Origin of the sequence: Delftia sp. GW456-R20 (assembly GCF_001622915.1) — a bacterium.
GTDB lineage: Bacteria > Pseudomonadota > Gammaproteobacteria > Burkholderiales > Burkholderiaceae_C > Comamonas > Comamonas acidovorans.
On the sequence record NZ_LWCN01000003.1, the window covers coordinates 131,194 to 150,291 of the forward strand.

Here is a 19,098-nt window from a genome sequence, read left to right on the forward strand (position 1 = left end):
CGCCCCGATCAGAACGCCGGCAGCGCGATGGAGAAGAAGTTGACCGCCTGCGGCGCGCCCACCGCCAGGTCCACGCTGGTGATGTTCAGGTCCGCACCCGCGCGCGCCACGGTGCCCTGCAGGCGCGGCAGCGTGATGGACAGGCCTCCGGCATCACTCGCGCCAACGAAGCGGAAAAACCGCACCGTACCGGACTCGATCACCGTGCCGGTCCAGGTCTGGGTGGACAGCTTCTCGATGAAGCCATCGGCCGCCGTGGTGCTGAGCGTCAGGCCCGCCGAGGTGCCGTCGCTGTAGATCCGGGCCAGCAGCTTGTGCACGGCAGGGTCGAGCGCGGCGTCGGCCGTGGCCGGAATCGAGACCTCCGGGCAGCCGTACAGTTCCAGGAAGCCGCCATCCAGGGCCGCCTTGAGCGAGCCCGTGGCGAGCATGTGATTGCGAAGGCCGGTAGAGGCTTTGGTCGTCATGGTGATGGTCCTCGAAAAGGTCAGGAAGCGGTGGATCAGGAAACGGAGATGAACTGGAAGCCCGCCAGGATCTCCAGGTAGAAGGCGGGATCGACGGCGCGCGCCACGGGCAGGCGCACGATGGACAGCAACGCGCCGGTGTCAGAGCCCTTGCCCGAGCTGCTGCTCACGAACACGCCGTTGACGGTCTGCATGCCGGTGAAAGAAAACCGCGCCAGGCTCAGCTCGTTGCTCACGCCGCCGGCCGAGACGTTGCCTGGCACCCAGGCCTTGCGCGTCGTGCCGTCGTACTGCGTGACCTCGGTCACCAGCGTGGGCAACGTGGCTGCCGTCTCGGTGCCGTTGGGCACATAGGAGCCGGACCAGAGCCCGATGAACAGGTTGGCCGGCATGGCCGCGCCCTTGAAACAGGCGTTGGCGATCAGGTCCAGGCCTTCGCCGGGCACGCGGTTGTGCAGGCGCTCGCGCTGCACCAGCGCGTCGTCGGCGCGGCGCCGCAGCGCCAGGTCGTAGGTGAAGCCGCAGGGAATGGCGTGGTTGGTGTTCATGGCTGGGCCTTTCGTACAAGCCGGGCCTGGGCATAGGAGCCCACGCCGGCCGAAGTGCTGGGGGATTGAGAGAGGGTGGCCACGATGGCGCGCATGCCGTCGGCCTCGCGGTACAGCGTTGCGCCAGCGCCCGAGGCCTCCATGGCGATGTGCTCGGCCTGCAGGTTGACCAGCGACCCGTCAGGCCGCGCCGAGACAATGCCGCGCGTGCTCATCCAGTGCGCACCGTCCGCGCCGCCCGTGGCCGCGAGCCGGTAGCCGGCCTGCTGCTGCAGCGCCCCATAGGGCAGCACCGCGCGCATGGACTGCGCCGGCAGGCCGCCGGCCAGGAAATAGGTCTTGTCCGCCATCACGAACACGCCGGCCTCCACGGCCGCGATGCAGGTGATGGGCGCGGGGAAGATCTCGAAGCCCCGCGACTCGTCGCGCAGGCCCGGGGTGAACGGCTCGCTGTAGATCAGCGCCGAGCCCACGGCCACCAGCAGCCGGCCGCCCTGGTAGGCAATGCTGCTGCCCGCCGGCATCAGGGAGAACTGCACATCGCCCACGACCTGCGGCTGGGCATCGAGCCAGCGCGGCGTTGGGCCGGGCACGGGGTGATAGGACCCGACGCGGATGCCGTCGGTGAAGTACACGGCCTCGTTGACCTCGCAGTACACGACTGGCGTGACCCGGCCGTATCCCGCGGCGACCTGGGTGCGCGCAGTGGCGCCAGCAGCATCCACATCGATGCGGAAGATGTCGCCGCTGTCGCAGTACAGGCTATAGGAGCTATCGAGCGGCGACCAGCCCGAATGACAGTCCAGGCCCTGCTCCGCCAGCGCATACCCGGCCCGCGTCTTGAGCGAACCCTGGGCCGTCACATCGACGTTCAGCGCATCACGCAGCAGGTGGCCGGCGCCCTCGGGCAGCCCGAGCTTGAAATCTGGCGCGCGGTTGTCCATTCCGAGGGGGAACGGGCCAATGGGTTTGGGGGTGGCGGGCATGCAAGAATGATTTCGGCCCATCTGTTCCAAGGCAAACCCTAGCCGGGGCGACTAGTCGAGAACGACAAAAGCTGTTTAAATACAAATATATTTCACAAACATCAGAAATAGAATTTATTTAACAAATTTCTCGCATCTTTATTTTCTCAAAGATTTATTTAACAAAATTCATATCTCTATCAAGATAATCTTCAAAAGCAGGAAAACATGAATAACTTAGATCAATACAATCTGTATTTAAAAGAACTCCCTGATCTTAATCGCCTAGAGAAACAAATATGCGATCAGCTAAATCATCTTATCAACACATGGGAGCTAACTCTAGGCGTACCTATTGAAAGCAGAATTAAGACTTGGCCATCAATAAATGAAAAATTCGAAAGAAAACAAATTAAATCTCGAAAACTATCTGAAATTGGTGACTTAATTGGAATTAGAGTAATATTTCTCTTTCAGAAAGATCTAGAGAAATTCAACAATGAAATTATTAAAATATTTAACATCATTTCAAACGAAGATGTCTCAGATAGACTACCCGTGGCCCAGTTTGGGTACATGTCGCAACATTACACACTGCAGATACCTGATACGTGGAAGACTCTTCCTACGATGGAAGGATTGTCCGGGTACAAAATTGAACTACAAGCAAGAACCATAGCGCAACATATATGGGCAGCCGCCTCTCACAAACTTCAGTACAAACACGAAGCTAGTGTCCCCTTCCCAGTTAGAAGATCTATACACCGTGTTTCAGCACTATTGGAAACAGTAGATCTCGAGATAGCTCGCGTTCTTTCTGAGCGAGATATTTATATTAATCAACAGTCTCAGAATATTCAAAAGAATGGAAAACTAGATGTAACAAATATTGAATACATTCTTAATAAAATATACCCAGCGGCGAACAAGTCAGAAAATCAAGAGCCATATGCCGAACTTCTGGAAGATCTAGAACATTTTGACATCAAAACCAAAGAGGACTTTGAATCATTAATTTCCAAACATTTAGAAACTGTTATGGCGATTGACCGGGAAGAGGTTCATGCAGTTCGCACAGAGCCAGCAATAAGAGCAACTAGCATGGAAGAATATGAAGAGCTAATGGAAAGAAACAGTAAAAACGTTTACTTTACACACGTTGGTTTAGCCAGGGGAGCTTTGGGAGAGGAATTCGGCGAGGAGAATTTTAAAAAATGGAGGGAGTCGCAAAGGAAGAAGTACGAAGACGGAAGTTAAACCCATTGCTCATACGGGAAAATTCTTAGAGCGCACCAACCATTCTGCTAAGTTCTTGTCGCAGGAACTTTGGCGAGTTGTCAGCGATCCGATCGGTCCTGTTTTTGCCCATCTCGCGCACCTTCTTCCACACGTCGGGCATCTTGACGACGATGGGCTGCTCCGGATTGTTCTTGTTCCAATCGGCCAGCCGTTCGCGCGCACGCACCAGTGCGCCCTCGTCCTTGCGGAACAGCGCATCCGCCCACTGCGCCTTGATCTCGCTGCTGGTCTGGCTGTAGAAGCTCTTTGCCCGCTGCATGAAGCTGTTGGCCTCCTGGATCTCGGCCGCGCTCTTGGGCTGAAAGCCGATGGCCTTGGCCACAGCCTCGCCCAAGGTCGTGTCGATCACCTTGTAGCCCTTGGTGTCCTTATACATCCCGCTCGCGGCCATATCCAGGCCCTTGACCGCATTGCGCACGGCCGTGGGAGACACTTCCAGCGCCGCGCGGCCCGCTGCAGACGGGTCAAGATTCATCACCCCACCCACCAGTTCGCGTCCTGCCGCGAAGCCACGGGACACCAGATCGCCCGCCGGCCCCGCAACCTCCAGCAGATCTCGTTCGCGGCTCTGCTTCGTCAACAGCAGGCCGGTACCGGGCAGCAGGTTGCCCATGCCCAGGCGCCCGGACACATCGATGGGCGCACCCGGCAGACCCGAAAGCCCCTGCTCCATGAACTCTCCCAACTCCTTGCCCACGATGCTCGCGAGCGCCTCCTTCCGCCACTGCTTGGAACTGAGGTTGTAGCCCATCATCTGGCCCACGCCGTCGATCAGGTCCTCGGCGTCCTCCATGAAGGGCACGCCGCCGGCGCCGCCCATCAGCAGCAGCATGGCCAGGGCCCAGCCCACGGCGCGTTTTCCTTCCGGGCCGCCCTGCTTCCACATCCGCTGCATCAGTTCCAAGTAGGAGACGCTATACGTTTTAAACGTAAAAAGAGTGCCGGCTACCGCGCCGCGCGCCCACTGGGGCTTGTTGGCCTTGGAATAGACGAACTGCGTTTCCAGCACCGCCTTGCGCGCAAAGGCGCCCGGATCATCCATGCCCTGGGCCTTGGCGATGCGGAAGGCCGCAATGAAAGTAGAGCGCCGGTTGAACTGCTCAGCCAGGGCGAACGGCTGGCCCCATGCCACCTTGGCGCGTTCCCAGGCATTGCCGACCGCAGCGCGCGCATCGCCGGCGCGGGTGCCGTCGCCCGAGCGCAGGCCGCCCGCACCCCGGGCCTGGGACATGAGTTGGTGAACTTCCTGTGGCGACACCACGCCATCGTCCTCGGCAGACTTCAGCGCGTGAGCGAGATCAGTCTCGTACTTCATACCGCGCGTGCCCATGTCCTTCAGGGCCCGGGCCATCTGGCTGCCGGCCCCACGAATACCGCCGAACTGGCTCAGCCAGGGTAGCGTCACCGCAAAGGGCTGCGTCATGTTGACCGCGGCCGAGGCCAGCGAACCGCCCAGGTACTGCGCGAACAGCATGCCGCGCACAGCCTGGCCCTCTTCCTGGGGATCGCGGATGTAGCTGCGCAAGCCCATGGCCAGGTCCTTCAGCTCGCCCTGCTCCTTGGGGATGTCGTTGATCGCGCGATCCATGGCGCCGGCATTCAGGCCCGCCGCGCCCTGGCGCGCATTGCTGTAGATGAAGTTGGCCACCACGCGGCCCACGTCCTGGCTGTAACCCTCGATGCCCTTGCGCTGGATCAGACGCTTCAAGGCGCTGTGGTTGTTCTTCGTCAGCTTCAGGTATTCATCGAACACCTTGCGCGTGGCCGCGTCGGCCTCCTTGCCCACCACCATGTCCTTGAAGATCTCCAGCGTCTCGGGCGTGATACCCGCGAACAGCTTGAAGGACTGCTGGCTCATGGTGCCCTGGGTGATCACAGCGCCGGGGAAGGCCTGGGCCATCTGGATCTTGGCCAGGTTGGCATCCTTCATGGTCTCGTACATGCCGAAGTACTGGCGGCTGCCATCCTGGTCAATCACGTCCAGCGTGTAACGGCCGAAACGCGACAGCGGCGCATACCCGCCGTCCTGCAGATCCTTGGCCGTGGCTGCCCGGTCCACCACCATATTGTTCAACTGCAGCAGCCGTTCGGCCATGTCCGGCTTGGCCTTGGCATCCTCCTGCAGCGTGGTGGTCAGCAGCTCCAGAGCATCGGACAGCTTGGGCGCGTCCAGCACCATGTCGCGCAGGCCGGCGTACTCGTCGCCCAGCGCGCGCATCATGTCCGCGCGGGCCGTCATGTCGATGGATCGGTCGATGGCCGCGCGCGCTTCGCGGTACAGGGCAATCTGATTGGGCGTGGCGCCGAACATCGTCTGCAGCTCGGCGTCCGTCCAGACCGCGCCGGCCTTGAGCATCTTGCTCTCGAAGCGAGAATTCACCAGCGCTTCGTACTGGGCCAGCGGCAGCCCGCGCCACGCGCGCAGCATCCGGTCGTCCAGGCGGCCGGCGCGCAGCAGCAGCTGGGCCTTGTCGTCGGCGGGCAGGTTGCCGTACTTCTTGGCCAGCTCGTCCACCAGCACGGCCTTGCCGTCCACGTCCCGGCCCCACAGCAGCGTGCCCTCAAAGAGAGGCTTCGCCACGGCCTTGTTGTCGGCGGCGGAAACAGGCGTCTTGCGGTTCTTGCCCACGAGGTCGCTGATGGTGTCCACGCGCGGCAGCAGGCGCGGCGCCCGGTCGGCCGCGTCGTTTGCCAGCATGGACACGTCATCGATGTTGCGCTGGGCCGTTTCGTAGACCGGCTTGAAGGCTGGGGCGCGTTCGGCCAGGTGGCGCATGGTGCCGATGGTCTTGTCCCAGACAGAGACCTTGCCCGGGTGGGACATCGTCTTCTGGAGATGATCCAGTGCGCTGTCCTTGATCTCCGAAAGCCGCGAGCGGCTGAAGCTCAGTTCGTCGCCTGCATCGCCTTTGCGAGGATTGCCTTGATCTGCGCGCTCGCCTGCGCGTCGTCCTTCTTCAGCGATTCGATCTCGGAGTCGCTGAGCCGGCTCGAAGCGTGCAAGGTACCGGGCTTCAGACTCTGTGAGGGCGTCGAAGCCGTAGCCTGTGGCTGCACGGAATTGGTCTTCGAGGTCGCCATGTTTTTGCCGGAGAGAGGTCAGAGTTTCGGGAGAGGGCTGGATTTTTGCACTGTACTGCTTGCCGGTCAACGCAACCACGCCCACCACATTGCCTCCACCTTCACGAATGTGGCTGGCCAGGGCCGCGAACGTGCCGCCCTGCGTGAGGGTGTCATCCACCAGGAGGTAGTCGCCCGGCTCTACGGCGCCCGCGAAATCGACAGGTGCAAAGATGCGGTCCAGTCCATCCAGGCCGGTGCGCCGCGCGCGATTCGCCTGCACTATGCCCGTCGCAGTTTCGAGGCCCAGGCGTGCAGCCAAGACCTCGGCCACGGCGCGCGGGATCTTGTTGCGGCCCGAGGATTCCTCGGCGGCCACCGGCAGCACACGCGGCCGCGCACCACCCAGCGCAGTTGCCACCTTCGCCACCATCTCAGGCGTCACGAGGTCCACGGCCAGCCGCGTGGCCGCCGCAACATCCCCGCCCTTGGCCGCAGCGTAGTCGGGATGCTTCGATGCGCTGCCCAGCGTGCTGCCAATGATGGCGTCAGGCGTGACGGACGCCGAGTCGGCGCGACTGAACACCGGCTCGATGCGATCGGTTGCTGCGCGCTGCCCGCGCTCCACGAAATCGCGCGCAGGAAGGATGTAGCCCTGGATGATGTCGGCATCGCTCAGCTTCAGACCCCTGAACCCGGGCACGTTGGCCCGCAGCCAGTTGCGGATGGCGGCCACGGCACGGCGCACGAAATGCAGCTGCGGCGTCTTCTCGGCCATCTCGGCCAGCACTTCCTCGGCCGCGTGGCGCCGGCTCAGGTCCGTGACGCCGCGCAGCCCGTACTCCTTGATCTTGGCCGCCACCTCCGCTTGGCGCATGGTGGCCACCTGGTTGAGGATCTTGTTCAGCTCCGGGCCGAACATGCCGCGCAGGCCGTGGTGGCCCAGCACCTCATGGTGCAGCACACGGGCTGCGTCGGCGGGCGTGTTCAGCTTGCTGGCCAACAGGTAGGCCTTGCCGCGCCAGTAGAAGCCCTCGGGCGCACCACTGGCGCCGCCACTGCGCTGGCGCAAATCCGCGCGCCGCGCCGCATCGGGCACGGCCGGGTCGTTCATGTCGAAGGCCACCACCACCTCGGGGCCGTTGCTCCAGCCCTTGCGGATGGCATCTACCGTCGCGCGCACCTGGCCCACGGCCTGGGCCCGCGCCGCATCGGAAAATGCCGCCGGCTCGGGCCGCATGATGCGCAGCAGGTTGGCCATCTGGTCATCGGTGAGGCCCTGGGCCTCCGCCTCGCCGCGCCGGAATGGCAACTCCTCGGTGCGCTCCACTGGCCCGGCCTTCAATTCGCGCGCGCTGGGCGGCGTGGCATGGGTACGCTCGCGCACGCCCTGCACATCCTGCCAGCCCGAGCCCTGCTTCTCCACCTGGCGTACCGTCACGCTCCATACGCCGTCGGCATTGGCGGGCGTGTACGAGACCACGCGGACATGGCTATCCCCGTACCCCTTCACGATGTTGCCCGGGGTGAAGTAGTCGGCGCGCGCCGCTTCCTCTGCGGCCACCTTCTTGGCCAGGACGCCGCGAGGCTTCTTCGAGGCAGGCGCCGCGGCGTCCACGGCTGCAGGTGCTGCAGGTGCTGCAGGTGCTGCAGGTGCTGCAGGTGCTGCAGGTGCTGCAGGTGCTGCAGGTGCTGCAGGTGCTGCAGGTGCTGCAGGTGCTGCAGGTGCTGCAGGTGCTGCAGCAGCATCGGGCATGGCGGCGGCCAGCTTCTCGCGCACCTTGGGCGCCAGGTCAGCCCATGCCCGGGTATGAGCGCCCGCCCGTGCTGGTGCGTTCAGCCCCTTCGCGGCCTTTGCCACAGCCTGGCGCTCGGCCGACGGCATGCTGGTCCAGCGCTCGCTGGCGGCCAGCAGTTGAGCGCGCCGCGCCTCGTTGCCCTGTTGAGCGATGGCCACGGCCTGCTGCTGACCCGCCGTGGGCGCTGGTGCAGCAGCAGGCGCTACACCGGCAGCCGGTTCGCTGGCGCCACTTCGGCCAGGTACAGCAGGTTGCATGCCGGCAGCAGGCTGTCCGGCACCTCCCCCTCGCGGCCCAGCAGACTGCGCATCTGGCGCGCGTCCCGTCGGCTCACCGCCCCCGGCCTCCGCAGCAGGCGCAGGGCCTGCTGGGCGTTCATCTGCCAGCCGTACTGCAGGTGCGGGTGAATCATCGGTTGCTCCTTGCGGCGCAATGGCGTCCGCGATCTTGAGTTGCAGGTCCGCATTCAGCCGCTCCCAGGTCGCACCGGGGAGAGCCTTCCGGATGACCGGCTTCAGGCCCTCAAGCCGTCCGGCCAAGGCCTTGCGCTCTGCGGGGGACATGCTGGCCCAGGCCGCGCGCCCGGCGTCGATGCGCTGGGCAGGGGTTTGGACTGGCGCTTGAGCTTGCGAGCCTGGCGCCGTACCTGCTTGCGCGCCATCGTGCTGAGACGAGGTGGTGCCATTGGTCAGCCCCTGCGCAGCTGCAGGACCTGCAACCGGCGCTCTCTGCGCTCCTGCTGCCTGCGAAGATTCCGCGCGCGGCGGCTGGGCTTGATCGGCTTGTGTGCCATCGATGCTTCCTTGCTGGGTGGATGGATTGGCTGATGCGGCCGGCACGGCGGCCGGGGTCTGCTGGTCACGCTCAGCGCGGCGGCGCGACAGCTCGCGCGCCAGCTGCAGGCGCACGTTCTTGGCTTGGGCAGAGCGGAATGCGTTGGACAGGTCTTCATCCGTCCAGGTGGCCATGGCCCCGCCCGCGATCTCGCCGGTGGCAGGGTCTGCAGTTACCCGGCGCTCGGATGCCTTCTTCTTGGCTGGTCCACGTGCCGCCTGCTCTGCGGCCTGGGCCATGGCACTGGCCTGCTGGGCCTGAGCCGCCGCGCCGGAGTCCACGGCAATGGCAGCAGCTGCGGACAGGGAGCCGGCAGCAGGGTCCAGGCCCATGGCCTCGGACGGGCGCAGTTCACCGACGGCAGCGTCTATGCGCGCGGCATCGAGTTGCGGCGCAGGCGTGATGCCCTGCTCACGCAGCCGTCCTTCATCGATGACCGGCTCTTGCTGGACAGCCAGCTGCCGCATGAATTCATCGCGCACCTTCGACAGGCCCGAAGGCGTTTCGCCAGCGGGTGGGTTCTCGCTGTCCTGCTGGAACAGATCCGGGCTGAACGCCTGGTGCAGCGAATCCGCCGCGGCTTTTCGCTCTTCGGGGGACAGGGATTCATCCTGAGCGCGTGCCAGTGCATCTCGGTACTGCTGCTGGTTTTCGGGCCGCACCATCTGGTCGATGGCCGCTCCGTAGGTTGCAACGTCTGGCAGTCCTGTTGGCTCGGCGTCCGTTGGCAGCTGGTCTGCAGCAGCGGCAGCCTGGCCTACCTCGGCCTCCGCTGCGCCACCGTGCCGACCAGTCAGCAGCGACGTGCCGGCGCCAGTAATGCCCCCCAAGGCTGCGCCCATGCCAGCAGCAGCAGCCACGCCCTTGGATGGATCAATGGTCGGATCGAATGGCATGGCCGCCCGCTGACCCTCGTACTGCGTGACGCCTTCCTCAACAGCCTCCTGAGCCGCCTCGCTCGCCCCCGTCTTCGCCGCGCGTGCAACAGTGCCGCCCGCGAACCCCTTGCCACCGGCCAGGAGACGCTCCGCGCCAAACGCGCCGCTGACCCCGCCCACAATGGCCGGGATGACACTGGCGCCGCGCCCCGCAGAGACAGCCTCATCCTCCGTGGCGCCAGCATTCTTGGCGAGGTCATAGGCTGTGCCCGCAGCATCCCCGCCCGCCATCGCCGCGCCAGCCGCAACACCGCCAGCCTGAGCCGCGCGCTCGACACCCTTCGCTCCAAGGCCGGCCGCGCGCCCAAGAGCACCAGCACCCTTCACCGCCGCGCCCGGCCCAACGAACGAGCCAGCTGCCTGGGCTGCTGCGAGCACAGGATTGCGGACGATGTACCCGCCCACCGCACCAAGCTCATCCGTCACGCCCTCGGCGCTATCCACCTTTTGCTTAAAGCGTTGCTTTTCGGCCTGAACGACGGGGCTCTGCTTGGCTTCGCCGGCCTGGATGATGTTCTTGTCGATCCAGCCGGAGACCGCGTTTCCAGGTTTGATGAAGTTGGCAGCGGAAGAGACGCCGCCGGCCGCCGCGTTGGCGACTTCGATGACGGTGTCGTTTACTGCTTCGAAGCCGCTTCGCGGTGGCGATTTCTCATGGAAGCGGGCAAACGGGTTTGGGCTCCCGTCAGCGTCTGCCTCGGGATGAAACTTTGCGAATGGGTTCTGTGCCATCCCCCCACTCTCAAGGAGAGGTGCGATGGCGGTCGAACCCTAGCCGGGGGCGTGAAAAAGCCCCGGCGTGCGGGGCTTGTGGATGAGGCCGGCGCGCCCGGCTACTCGCGGCCCAACTCGGCCAGCGTGTCCTGCAGCGTATTGATCAGCCGCTCCACATCTTCAGGAGGCATATCGACCCAGGTGGTTGCAATATCGAGCCCTGAGGCAGTCTTGGCCGTGTGCTTGAGGCCGATGAGCGTCTTCCCGTTGAAGACGCGAGTGCGAACGTCGGTGAACTGAAGGAGGGGTGCAGGAATCATGGCGTGATAGTGGCACGGAACGCCCGCGCTAGGACGATAGCCTCACACGGGCCGCGTCCGCACCTCAGCTGTCCAGGCAGATTGCCCTCGGGGCAGCAACGAGCCCTGATCCGTTGCAGCGATGTGGAGATATTCGCCCTCTCCCAGCGCGCGAGCCTGCTGCGACAGCTGCTCGCGCACGTCATTGGATTCAGCGCGGAGCTTGCTGATCACCATCTTGTTCACCTTCAACTCGCGACAACAGCGGCAGGAAAAGTGCATCCACTTTCCATAGTCTTCGAGGTAGGCAGTGCACTGGAGGTTGCATAACGGGCACGGGGCTTGGATGGAGTCTGGCATGGAGGCACTCCAGGGAATGACTGAGTTCGAAGAAAACGGTAACCCTGTTGTACCCCAGTCGAGCGGCGAATTCTGACGTGCCGGGTTAGGGCTTGGCCTAGTCTGAGCAGGCACAGAGATTGCCGCCTGTACAGCCTCACAGCCTGGGAGAAGATACATATTGGTACAAGAGTCAAAAGAAAAGTAGCATGCGCTCACATTCAAACAATCGAAAGCGTACTGACATGCGAGTATCAACAACTCCTGCCGTTGCCAATTCGGCAGAGAGTCCCCATGGATGAGTGCAAGCCGGGCCAGGACAGCGACCAACAACCCCCGTGGTCGCCTGCGGGTGCACTGGCCCTGCTTATTTTGGCGGCGCTTGCGATAGCTGCGGCGATTTGGCTCATGGCGAAGCGGCACCACACCCCGCTATGGCAACTGCGAGCACCCACCATTGCCGCACCGGCGACAGAAGCTTCGCCACCAGCCGCAGCTGCCGAAATGCAATGCCCAAATCAGAACTGGGCTGTAGGCGAACGCACATGATGAGCTTCTGGCGCAGGGCTGGGTTCAGAGACGACGAAGCCCGCCGAAGCGGGCCTGTACAGAACTTGGCCAAGCCTACTTGCGCCCGCCCACGTAGTGCCCACCCTTCCCGCTCTTGCCCGATCCGCCGACACGCTTGCTGCCCTTGCGTCCAGCAGCCTCGAAGGACAGGGACGATTCAGTGGACTTGCCCGAGGCGAACGTAGCGCCTGAACCTTGGCTTGGCAACAGGTCGCCGGCCTGCGCCGACGTAGCTGCTGCCAGGGCGATTGCGAGGAATGCGATTTTCATGGAGAGGCCTCCTTGTTGTGGTCGGGCCATGCTATCGCTGGGCCGGCGCGTTGCACGAGGGTCGCTTTCCCTACTTGCTTTGACGTGCGTCACGCCGCGGCTTGGCCAAGTCACAAACGACAACGCCGCGCGGGTCGCACACTGTGGGCAATTGGAAGAACGATGGCCCTCTAGGACTACGATGCGTGCTCCTACACAGCCAACCCGAAAGGGGCAAATCGATGGAGACTCATTCATTCGCTGGGTCGCGCACCCTGGTGAAGGGCTCCTACAGCCCCGAAACCCATCTCCTTCGCCTGTGGTTTACGAGCAGCCCGGATCGCGCGTATGACTATCCGAGGGTGCCGGAGCATATTTGGACCGGGTTGAAAGCAGCTCGTTCGCCAGGCGGCTACTACAACGACCACATTCGTGACCAGTTTGGCGAGCCGCACGATCCAGCAAATCACTGGCTGCATCGATAGCCGCTCTCACCCTTGAAAAATCGACGGTCCAGCTAGTCTCTGGTGCCAGCGGCAAGTCAGGCCGGTCGGTGGCCACGCAGCCACCATGGAAGTCGAACTCCCGCCGAGCGAGCAGCAGCACGTCGCGCACATAGGCCAAGTCGGCGTCAGCAGGCCGCGCGCCAGCTTCAGCTCGCCGCGCCGCAGCCCTCGCACGATGCGCCGCGCACATTGCAACGCAGGCCAAGACGAGCGCCAGGAACAGCGCACCAGAGAGGATGAGGATGGGGAGATGTGCCATGCCCCAGTGTCAGCACCAGGGCGGGACCGCGCGAACCCTGGGCGGGGTCGTAAAAAAGCCCGCTGGTGCGGGCCGGTGTCGGCAAGGGCCACTTGCGCCGGGCGGCGTCCTCCGCCTCCAAGCGCGCTATGCGCTCAGACAGCCCCTCTAAACGTCATTTGGCGGGGGGCTCGGTGCGGCGCCAATGCCAGGTACTTCCGTCATCACCCAGTTAAAAATAATCAAAAAAACTTTAACTCATTAAGCCAGCATTAGCTGATATATGAAAATAATATTTTTTCCAATTTCCGCCAAAAAATTTTCACTTCCACAGTGAAAAATCAAACCAAAAAAAAGATTAATCCAAGGATAGATATGCAAAAAACAAATTAGAACAGAAAAGAATATAGGCAACCTAGCAATAAATTTATAGAATTTGAAAGTTCTATTTATTTCTATTTCTTGCCTGCATTTGAATTGAGTGATTCTCTCAATCTCATCTCGTATAACTTTGCTGAATGTTTTTTTCGGCTTAGACGACTCTAAAAGATTGAACTCAAAACTATTAAGCAAATTATCAACTTGGTTTTTGTAATGCCTGATGGTTCTAAGTATTATTAAACTAGCAAACACGACCCCAACCAAACCGATTATAAAACTCAATACGTTTTCAGCATCTTTAATCACAATCAGAACACCAAGAGATGCAGGTATTGCTAGCAGCTTTGTACCTATCTCACCAATCGCATTATTTAATTTCGTCGTACTTTCAATCAATCCATCGGAAATCTTTTTTCTAGCAGAATCAAAGGAGAAAGAGCTTACATAGGCGTGTAGATCATGTAGATACTTTTTTGTTACTCTCCCCAATTTTTCACCAAATACTCAAAATCCACATTATCATCATCACATTCACCTACAGTTTCAGCAATTGCAGTATTCATCAAAAGAATGCGCTCTTCTATTTGATGCTTAGTCTTACCTTCGAATTGATTTTTAAGCGCATCCAATATTTTAAAACTTGGAATTTCGACGGAAATTGCATTGACGGTTAGATTGACTTTCAGGATAGCCGCCTTCTGCGGAGATTTACCATCAGAGGGTTTGAGGAAAATTAATTTATCAGCTTCAAATGCCTGCACCCGGTCAATTGATATCGAAACAAAACCTCGCAGACTAAAAATGAAGTTAACTACACTACTCAATTTCTCAATTTGCTCTGGCTTATTCTCATCACCGTCCCAATAATCAAGATCTCGGATATAGTAATTATCTCTGAGAATACCGCGGGAAAGTGTAGGAGTATTTTGGATGAAATCTTCAAATGTCTCGAAGAAAGCACCGCGCTCCGAATTCGGAATTTTTAACTCAAACTCGATTTTTCCACCGTTGCGCAGCGGATCTACGGGGCTAAAGTCCTCTTCGACCAGCTGATAAGCTGCCAACGCGTCAGAAACAACATCCGTCTCTTCAACGTCAATAGGAAGACGGGCTCCATTCTTAAATGGAGGCCTTCCGACAGCTCTATATAGATCAACGACATTTTTAAACATGTTTGTCTAACTCATCAATTTGCTTATCAGACAATCTGATTCTCAAGTAACCCTCTTCCCTATTGAACTGAACCTTTGAATTTACAGAAGTTCCAAAGTCAGATTTTTCAAACTTTATCTCAACATCGTCATCCTTCAGTACAATTCTAGAGTATTTCCTCAGAGACATTTCATTTACTGAAAAGCTGACTGGTATTTTGTATTCAGGACCATTTAATATATCCACAAAATCATCAAAGTGCTTTGACAAGTCAACTGGAAAAATTCTTTCCACATTTTGCTTCACATCCTCCAACGAGGCCGCCAAACCCGCACCCATTTGTTTCTTCAAATATGTGCATACGGCCTCTTTCACTCTGGAGGCATGTACTTTGAGCGCTGGGTTTTTTACACAATAATCATACGCAGCCTGTATAACAAGCGCAGTGGATCTCTTCGATGACCTGTGCAACACACATCCCAACGCCTCAATGAAATATGACGCCGCATCATCTGAGTCTCGGCTAGCTATAAAGGAAAGGTATGATGACAATTCCAAATCATCAACATCGACGCCTTGTCTAAGTTGCTCACTTTCATCCTGCATTGATTTCAAGTAATCCGAAACCTTAAACTCGGACGCGTGGCTTAATTTTGTCATATCCACTTGCTCAATATCGACAGGCACATAATCCTCTGTCAATCTGATTCCGCCCTTCTGCTTAATCATAGCAATTATCAAATTCTGCTCATTGTCATCCCCCTGTACAAGCCAAAAAGTATTTTGGACCCTGTTGCCAGTCTACTTTTTATGGCCTTACTGACAATCGCGTCAACCGCAACATGCGACAGCGCTAAAAAAACACTTTTATCGGCGAGGTCTGGCTGAGACGACACGCATTTCTGAAAGCTATCTGGGAATGGTCCTCGAAATGCATCATCGCCAAATCGACCCCAAGCCAAACTATTCTCTTTTTTCCCAAGGAGCTTAGCCACACCCTCTACCAATGAAACTACGGGCGCCTGAGAGACATCTAGAACCTCATTTTTTTTCACAATACCAGACACTGCTTCTGCATATTTCTCTTTATCAAATCCGTGAATTACAGCATTAATAATTTCAAAAGGCATTTGTTTTTCCTGAAGAGTGGTTACGTGTCTGAATGTAACCCATCTCGCCCAAGCTGCCCCCTTCGTTGTCCCCAGTGCGATTGGCGACTCGACGCCAATCGGCTCCCTCAGCAAACAACCAATCAGCGAACCCCGGAGCACGCCTTTCCTCTGCCTCGCATACTGTATAAACATACAGCAAACCCACAAAACACACAATAGGTCGATGGGACTGCCAGCTTCAAGTCATGCTGTGCACGGCTGGCACATCCAGCGACGCTGCTACAGTCCCGCCAACAGGAGGGAACCATGGGATCTTTCAGCGCCATTCACTGGCTCATCGCACTGCTTGTCATCGCGCCCGTTGCGGCTCTGATGGTCGTCCCTGCTTGGCGCATCCTGCAGCGATCGGGGCACAGCGGTGCCTGGGCACTGCTCATGCTTGTGCCTGTGCTGGGCTTCGTGGTGCTGTGGGTGCTGGCCTTCTCGAAGTGGCCAAACGACAAGGATGGGAAGACCAGCACCAGCGTTCCCGGGATCATCCTGGGCATTGTTCTGGTGCCGCTGTCCATCGGATCGGTGGTGATGCTGTCTTCGGCGGGAATGCGCGTAGCCGCGCCAACAGGGCAAGCTGCGGCGGCCCCTCAGGGGAATGGCCCAGGGCAGAAGTACCAGGGACATCCAGCCTCTTCGCCCAATCCGTTTTCCAACCCCGACTACGGGAAGGATGCCGCGGCGCCACGACCCATCCAGCAGAACAATGACGAAGAAAATCCCTTCGCAAAGTTCCACCGCTGAATCTAACGCGCTGCCAGTACTTTCTGAGCAGCCCCCGCACCGTAATACTCATCAAACTGCTTGGCCATGGATGGATTGCTTTTAAGCAGGGCTACCGAGTCGCTGGTAGGCGTGTAATTCGCCCCCGCTGGACTCTTCGCTCCGGCCGCATCCACCTGCTGCACCTCGCCCGTGACGGCGTTGTGCCGGATGATGCTGCCCTGGGTTGTTGACCCGTCTGCATTCTTGATGGCCGGCGTGACCGTGACCTTCCACGGCGACGGATCTGCATCGCCCCGAATAGCGCGCATGGACTGCTGAGCCTGTTGCTTCTGCTGGGGAGTGGCATTGGGATCGAGCAGCGTATTGCGCAGCTGCTCTTCCTGACGCTGGGCCCGGGTCTTGAAGCCACGCGCTTCGGCCTCGCCCTGCAGGCGCTGCTGCTCGACGCCCACGCGCATGCCCGTGCGCCCGGTTTCCCCGGCCTGCTGCATGGCCTCGCGTTGAAGGCCACCGGCTTGCTGCATGTCTTCGCGCATGAGGCCAGCGTTCTGGCGCATGGTCTCTGCCTCCATACCTGGCTGGGCCTGGCGCAGTGCTGCATCGGTCCCCAGCATGGCGCGGTACCGTTGCATGTCTGGGCTGTTCTCGGCGCCACGGCCGCCGAAGCGCCGCGTGTTGGTGATGGAGCTGGCCGAAACTTCGGCATTGCGCAGATCGTTGCGGGCTTGCCAGTCGTTGCCCGAGTGGGCGATGGTTGGCGTGCGAAAGCCCGGGAAGCCCAGGCGCGGCTGCTCGACCTCGGTACGCTGGCCTGGCGTGAAGCCGCGTGCCGCGTACTGGCTGGCCAGGTTCTCGCCGGCCGCGTCGTTGCGCCGCGATGGCAACCCGCGCGGCTCGTTGCCCAGCGCCGCGCCCTGTGCGCTGTCGGCGAAGCTGTTGCCCTGCCGGAAGATCCCGGGCTGGATTTCCTGCGGCGCGGCCGAGCTGGGCGGGCCCATGGTGCTGCCAGTGGGTGGCGTGGCCTGCGGCGTTGCAACTGAGCTTGCTGGAGCTGTGGAGGGCGCGGGGCTCGCCATCGTAGAGGCGGCAGCAGGGGCTGAAGCTGCGGCGGCACCTCCCCCGATCCCGGCGCCGACCGCAAGTCCACGCGCGGCGTTGGTCCCGGAGTTGATGGCGCCACTGATCGCCCCGCCCGTGCGTCCCACAACGGACAGAGCGCCGCCCAGTCCAGCCGGTGCAGCATTTGCCAGATTCGACACATTGCGGCCCAGCTCGGTGTTCATGGGATTGGACTGCGAGCCGTCTGGAGTCGGCGCCTTGGGGTAGCCGCCCAGAGGGATCTGGTCCTCTGGCGCACCACCATTGGCGAAGAACACCTTGGGCTTGAAGCCGCGCGGCACGAATGCTTGCTCGGGCGCTGGTGTGTGGGTGGCATCGACGGCGGCCTGCAGCGCGCCAGCGCCGCCCATGGCGTGCACGGTATCGGGCGGCAAGACGAACTCACCCGGCTTGAACATGCCGGGGATGGAGTCGGGCGCCTGGTTCTGGGCCTGGGCCAATGCAGCCCGCTGACCGGGCGCAAAGCCACGGGGCCCTGTGTATTCGGACGGTTGCTCCATTGCGGAGGCTTTCTTGGGAGTGAATCCGCGCATTGCGAACCTTTCAGCACCTGCTAGGGCAGATGGATGACGTTGGTGTGTGGCTGGTCGTGCCGCGTGGCCCGGCGCAGGTCCGAGTCCGGCCGCATGCCGAAGTAGCTTTCAAAGACCGAGTACGACTGCTGCGACTTGCTCGGATCGAAGCCATCCGCATCAGGCTGCCCGAACGCGCGGTACAGGGCCCAATGCACAAGATAGGCGTGGTGGGCCCCATGAATCTCGGGTTTGTCGTGGCAATGGGTCAGCTGTTTGAGGGGCAGCCGATAGGCCTCAAGCCGAAGAATCCCGGCCTCGCGCGGCGTGGGCACCAGGCGAAGCCGCGTCTCGGTCTGGATGGCGAAGCGAGGCTCATCGCTGCAGCGGTCGCGCCAGTACGGATCCTTGCGATCCAAATACTCGCGCGATACCACTGCCAGCTCTCGACCTTCACTGGTCGATGCGCCGACAAACCGCAGATGGGCGATTTCGTAGACCTTGGGGTGCAACTGGTAGCTGGCAATGTCGGCCGCGACGGCGATCTCGCAGACACCCGGCGTGGAATCATCAAGCAGCAGTCGGCCGCGCACTGCCGCCTCCGACTGGGCTTCATTGAACCAGCCCACGACCTGGGTCTCGCCCCAAAGATACGGCTCCTCCACATCCTTGGCGTCGGATCGAAACAGGGCGATCAGGTCCTGAAGAGTCATGGCGCGCTGCCGTACTGGTCGACCATGCCGCGAACCCGCTCGCGCATCTTGTCCAACCCGAGGTTGCCCGGGAGATCCAGCTTGTAGGTCTGCTTGGTCCAGTCGCGCAGCGCCTGCTTGTCCATATTCTCAATCTGCTGCAGCACGTTGAAGCGGGCCTCTTCCTGCACGCGCCGCTCGTCCTCGGACTTCTTCGCGGCCTCCAACAGCGCAGCGGTGTCGTCGGGCTGCTGAGTCGGCACCGGCGCTGCAGCCAGTCCAACGCCCTCCCCTTCAGGCGCCGCCTCCTGAAAAATATCCGAATGGCGCAGGAACCGGGCCGCCAGCGCAATGGGGACCACACGCGTCTGGCCAGGGTCGAAAGTCAGGCGCGAACGGTAAATGCGGTCGATGAATGGCGTATCCGTTCCCGTGTAGGTGACGGCCTGGGTCTGTGCAACGGTCATGGTGATGTCCTTGGGTGCTCGATGGAAAGCAGCAGGGCCGCAGCCCTGCCCTTTCAGATCA

17 protein-coding genes are annotated in these 19,098 nt (G+C 60.6%); 3 read left to right on the plus strand and 14 right to left on the minus strand.

What is annotated here, in order from left to right:
* Positions 1 to 8: 8 nt before the first annotated feature.
* Genes A4F85_RS01920 through A4F85_RS01930 form a run of 3 tightly spaced genes read right to left on the minus strand, consistent with a single transcriptional unit; the run spans position 9 to position 2,001 of the window.
* Complete coding sequence (locus A4F85_RS01920) at positions 9 to 467, minus strand: hypothetical protein (RefSeq protein WP_013802122.1); 459 nt, start codon at positions 465 to 467, stop codon at positions 9 to 11.
* 35 nt (positions 468 to 502) lie between these two features.
* On the minus strand, positions 503 to 1,015 hold the full coding sequence (locus tag A4F85_RS01925) for a hypothetical protein (protein ID WP_063325472.1): 513 nt from the start codon (positions 1,013 to 1,015) through the stop codon (positions 503 to 505).
* Positions 1,012 to 2,001 (minus strand): hypothetical protein, encoded by a 990-nt coding sequence (locus A4F85_RS01930; protein ID WP_063325473.1) that lies wholly within the window; start codon positions 1,999 to 2,001, stop codon positions 1,012 to 1,014. The genes A4F85_RS01925 and A4F85_RS01930 overlap by 4 nt, the downstream gene beginning before the upstream one ends.
* A gap of 207 nt (positions 2,002 to 2,208) precedes the next feature.
* On the opposite strand from A4F85_RS01930, the gene A4F85_RS29150 reads away from it, so the two are divergent.
* Positions 2,209 to 3,237 carry a GTP pyrophosphokinase gene (locus A4F85_RS29150; RefSeq protein ID WP_082848081.1) on the plus strand — a complete coding sequence of 343 codons (1,029 nt, stop codon included), beginning with the start codon at positions 2,209 to 2,211 and terminating at the stop codon, positions 3,235 to 3,237.
* 25 nt (positions 3,238 to 3,262) lie between these two features.
* Here A4F85_RS29150 and A4F85_RS01935 read toward each other — a convergent pair whose 3' ends face one another.
* From A4F85_RS01935 to A4F85_RS29165, 4 genes are all read right to left on the minus strand, one after another.
* Positions 3,263 to 9,868: a phosphoribosyltransferase gene (locus A4F85_RS01935; RefSeq protein ID WP_156516907.1), complete on the minus strand. Its 6,606-nt coding sequence runs from the start codon at positions 9,866 to 9,868 to the stop codon at positions 3,263 to 3,265.
* A gap of 875 nt (positions 9,869 to 10,743) precedes the next feature.
* Positions 10,744 to 10,944: a hypothetical protein gene (locus A4F85_RS29160; RefSeq protein ID WP_082848082.1), complete on the minus strand. Its 201-nt coding sequence runs from the start codon at positions 10,942 to 10,944 to the stop codon at positions 10,744 to 10,746.
* A gap of 42 nt (positions 10,945 to 10,986) precedes the next feature.
* Entirely contained in the window at positions 10,987 to 11,283 is a 297-nt protein-coding gene (locus A4F85_RS01950; RefSeq protein WP_063325477.1) for a hypothetical protein, read from the minus strand.
* Positions 11,284 to 11,886: 603 nt separating this feature from the next.
* Positions 11,887 to 12,102 carry a hypothetical protein gene (locus A4F85_RS29165; protein ID WP_082848083.1) on the minus strand — a complete coding sequence of 72 codons (216 nt, stop codon included), beginning with the start codon at positions 12,100 to 12,102 and terminating at the stop codon, positions 11,887 to 11,889.
* Positions 12,103 to 12,323: 221 nt separating this feature from the next.
* On the opposite strand from A4F85_RS29165, the gene A4F85_RS31360 reads away from it, so the two are divergent.
* Positions 12,324 to 12,566: a KTSC domain-containing protein gene (locus A4F85_RS31360; protein ID WP_082848084.1), complete on the plus strand. Its 243-nt coding sequence runs from the start codon at positions 12,324 to 12,326 to the stop codon at positions 12,564 to 12,566.
* Positions 12,567 to 13,086: 520 nt separating this feature from the next.
* On the opposite strand, the gene A4F85_RS30190 is transcribed toward A4F85_RS31360, so the two are convergent.
* From A4F85_RS30190 to A4F85_RS29180, 4 genes are all read right to left on the minus strand, one after another.
* Complete coding sequence (locus A4F85_RS30190) at positions 13,087 to 13,602, minus strand: hypothetical protein (RefSeq protein WP_156516908.1); 516 nt, start codon at positions 13,600 to 13,602, stop codon at positions 13,087 to 13,089.
* Between the two features lie 80 nt (positions 13,603 to 13,682).
* Positions 13,683 to 14,378 carry a hypothetical protein gene (locus A4F85_RS30195; RefSeq protein ID WP_156516909.1) on the minus strand — a complete coding sequence of 232 codons (696 nt, stop codon included), beginning with the start codon at positions 14,376 to 14,378 and terminating at the stop codon, positions 13,683 to 13,685.
* Entirely contained in the window at positions 14,371 to 15,087 is a 717-nt protein-coding gene (locus A4F85_RS29175; protein WP_082848085.1) for a nucleoid-associated protein, read from the minus strand. The genes A4F85_RS30195 and A4F85_RS29175 overlap by 8 nt, the downstream gene beginning before the upstream one ends.
* Before the next feature lie 8 nt (positions 15,088 to 15,095).
* Positions 15,096 to 15,488 (minus strand): nucleoid-associated protein, encoded by a 393-nt coding sequence (locus A4F85_RS29180; RefSeq protein ID WP_197485439.1) that lies wholly within the window; start codon positions 15,486 to 15,488, stop codon positions 15,096 to 15,098.
* 288 nt (positions 15,489 to 15,776) lie between these two features.
* Between A4F85_RS29180 and A4F85_RS30960 the strand changes: the two genes are divergently transcribed.
* Positions 15,777 to 16,265 carry a DUF805 domain-containing protein gene (locus A4F85_RS30960; RefSeq protein WP_063325478.1) on the plus strand — a complete coding sequence of 163 codons (489 nt, stop codon included), beginning with the start codon at positions 15,777 to 15,779 and terminating at the stop codon, positions 16,263 to 16,265.
* 2 nt (positions 16,266 to 16,267) lie between these two features.
* Here the strand turns inward: A4F85_RS30960 and A4F85_RS01960 are convergent, their stop codons facing one another.
* Genes A4F85_RS01960 through A4F85_RS01970 form a run of 3 tightly spaced genes read right to left on the minus strand, consistent with a single transcriptional unit; the run spans position 16,268 to position 19,037 of the window.
* Positions 16,268 to 17,866, minus strand: coding sequence for a hypothetical protein (locus A4F85_RS01960; RefSeq protein WP_156516910.1), 1,599 nt, complete (start codon positions 17,864 to 17,866; stop codon positions 16,268 to 16,270).
* A 53-nt stretch (positions 17,867 to 17,919) separates the two neighbouring features.
* A complete protein-coding gene (locus tag A4F85_RS01965; protein WP_063325480.1) occupies positions 17,920 to 18,591 on the minus strand; it encodes a phage adaptor protein in 672 nt (223 codons plus the stop codon).
* On the minus strand, positions 18,588 to 19,037 hold the full coding sequence (locus A4F85_RS01970; protein ID WP_063325481.1) for a hypothetical protein: 450 nt from the start codon (positions 19,035 to 19,037) through the stop codon (positions 18,588 to 18,590). The genes A4F85_RS01965 and A4F85_RS01970 overlap by 4 nt, the downstream gene beginning before the upstream one ends.
* Positions 19,038 to 19,098 lie beyond the last annotated feature (61 nt).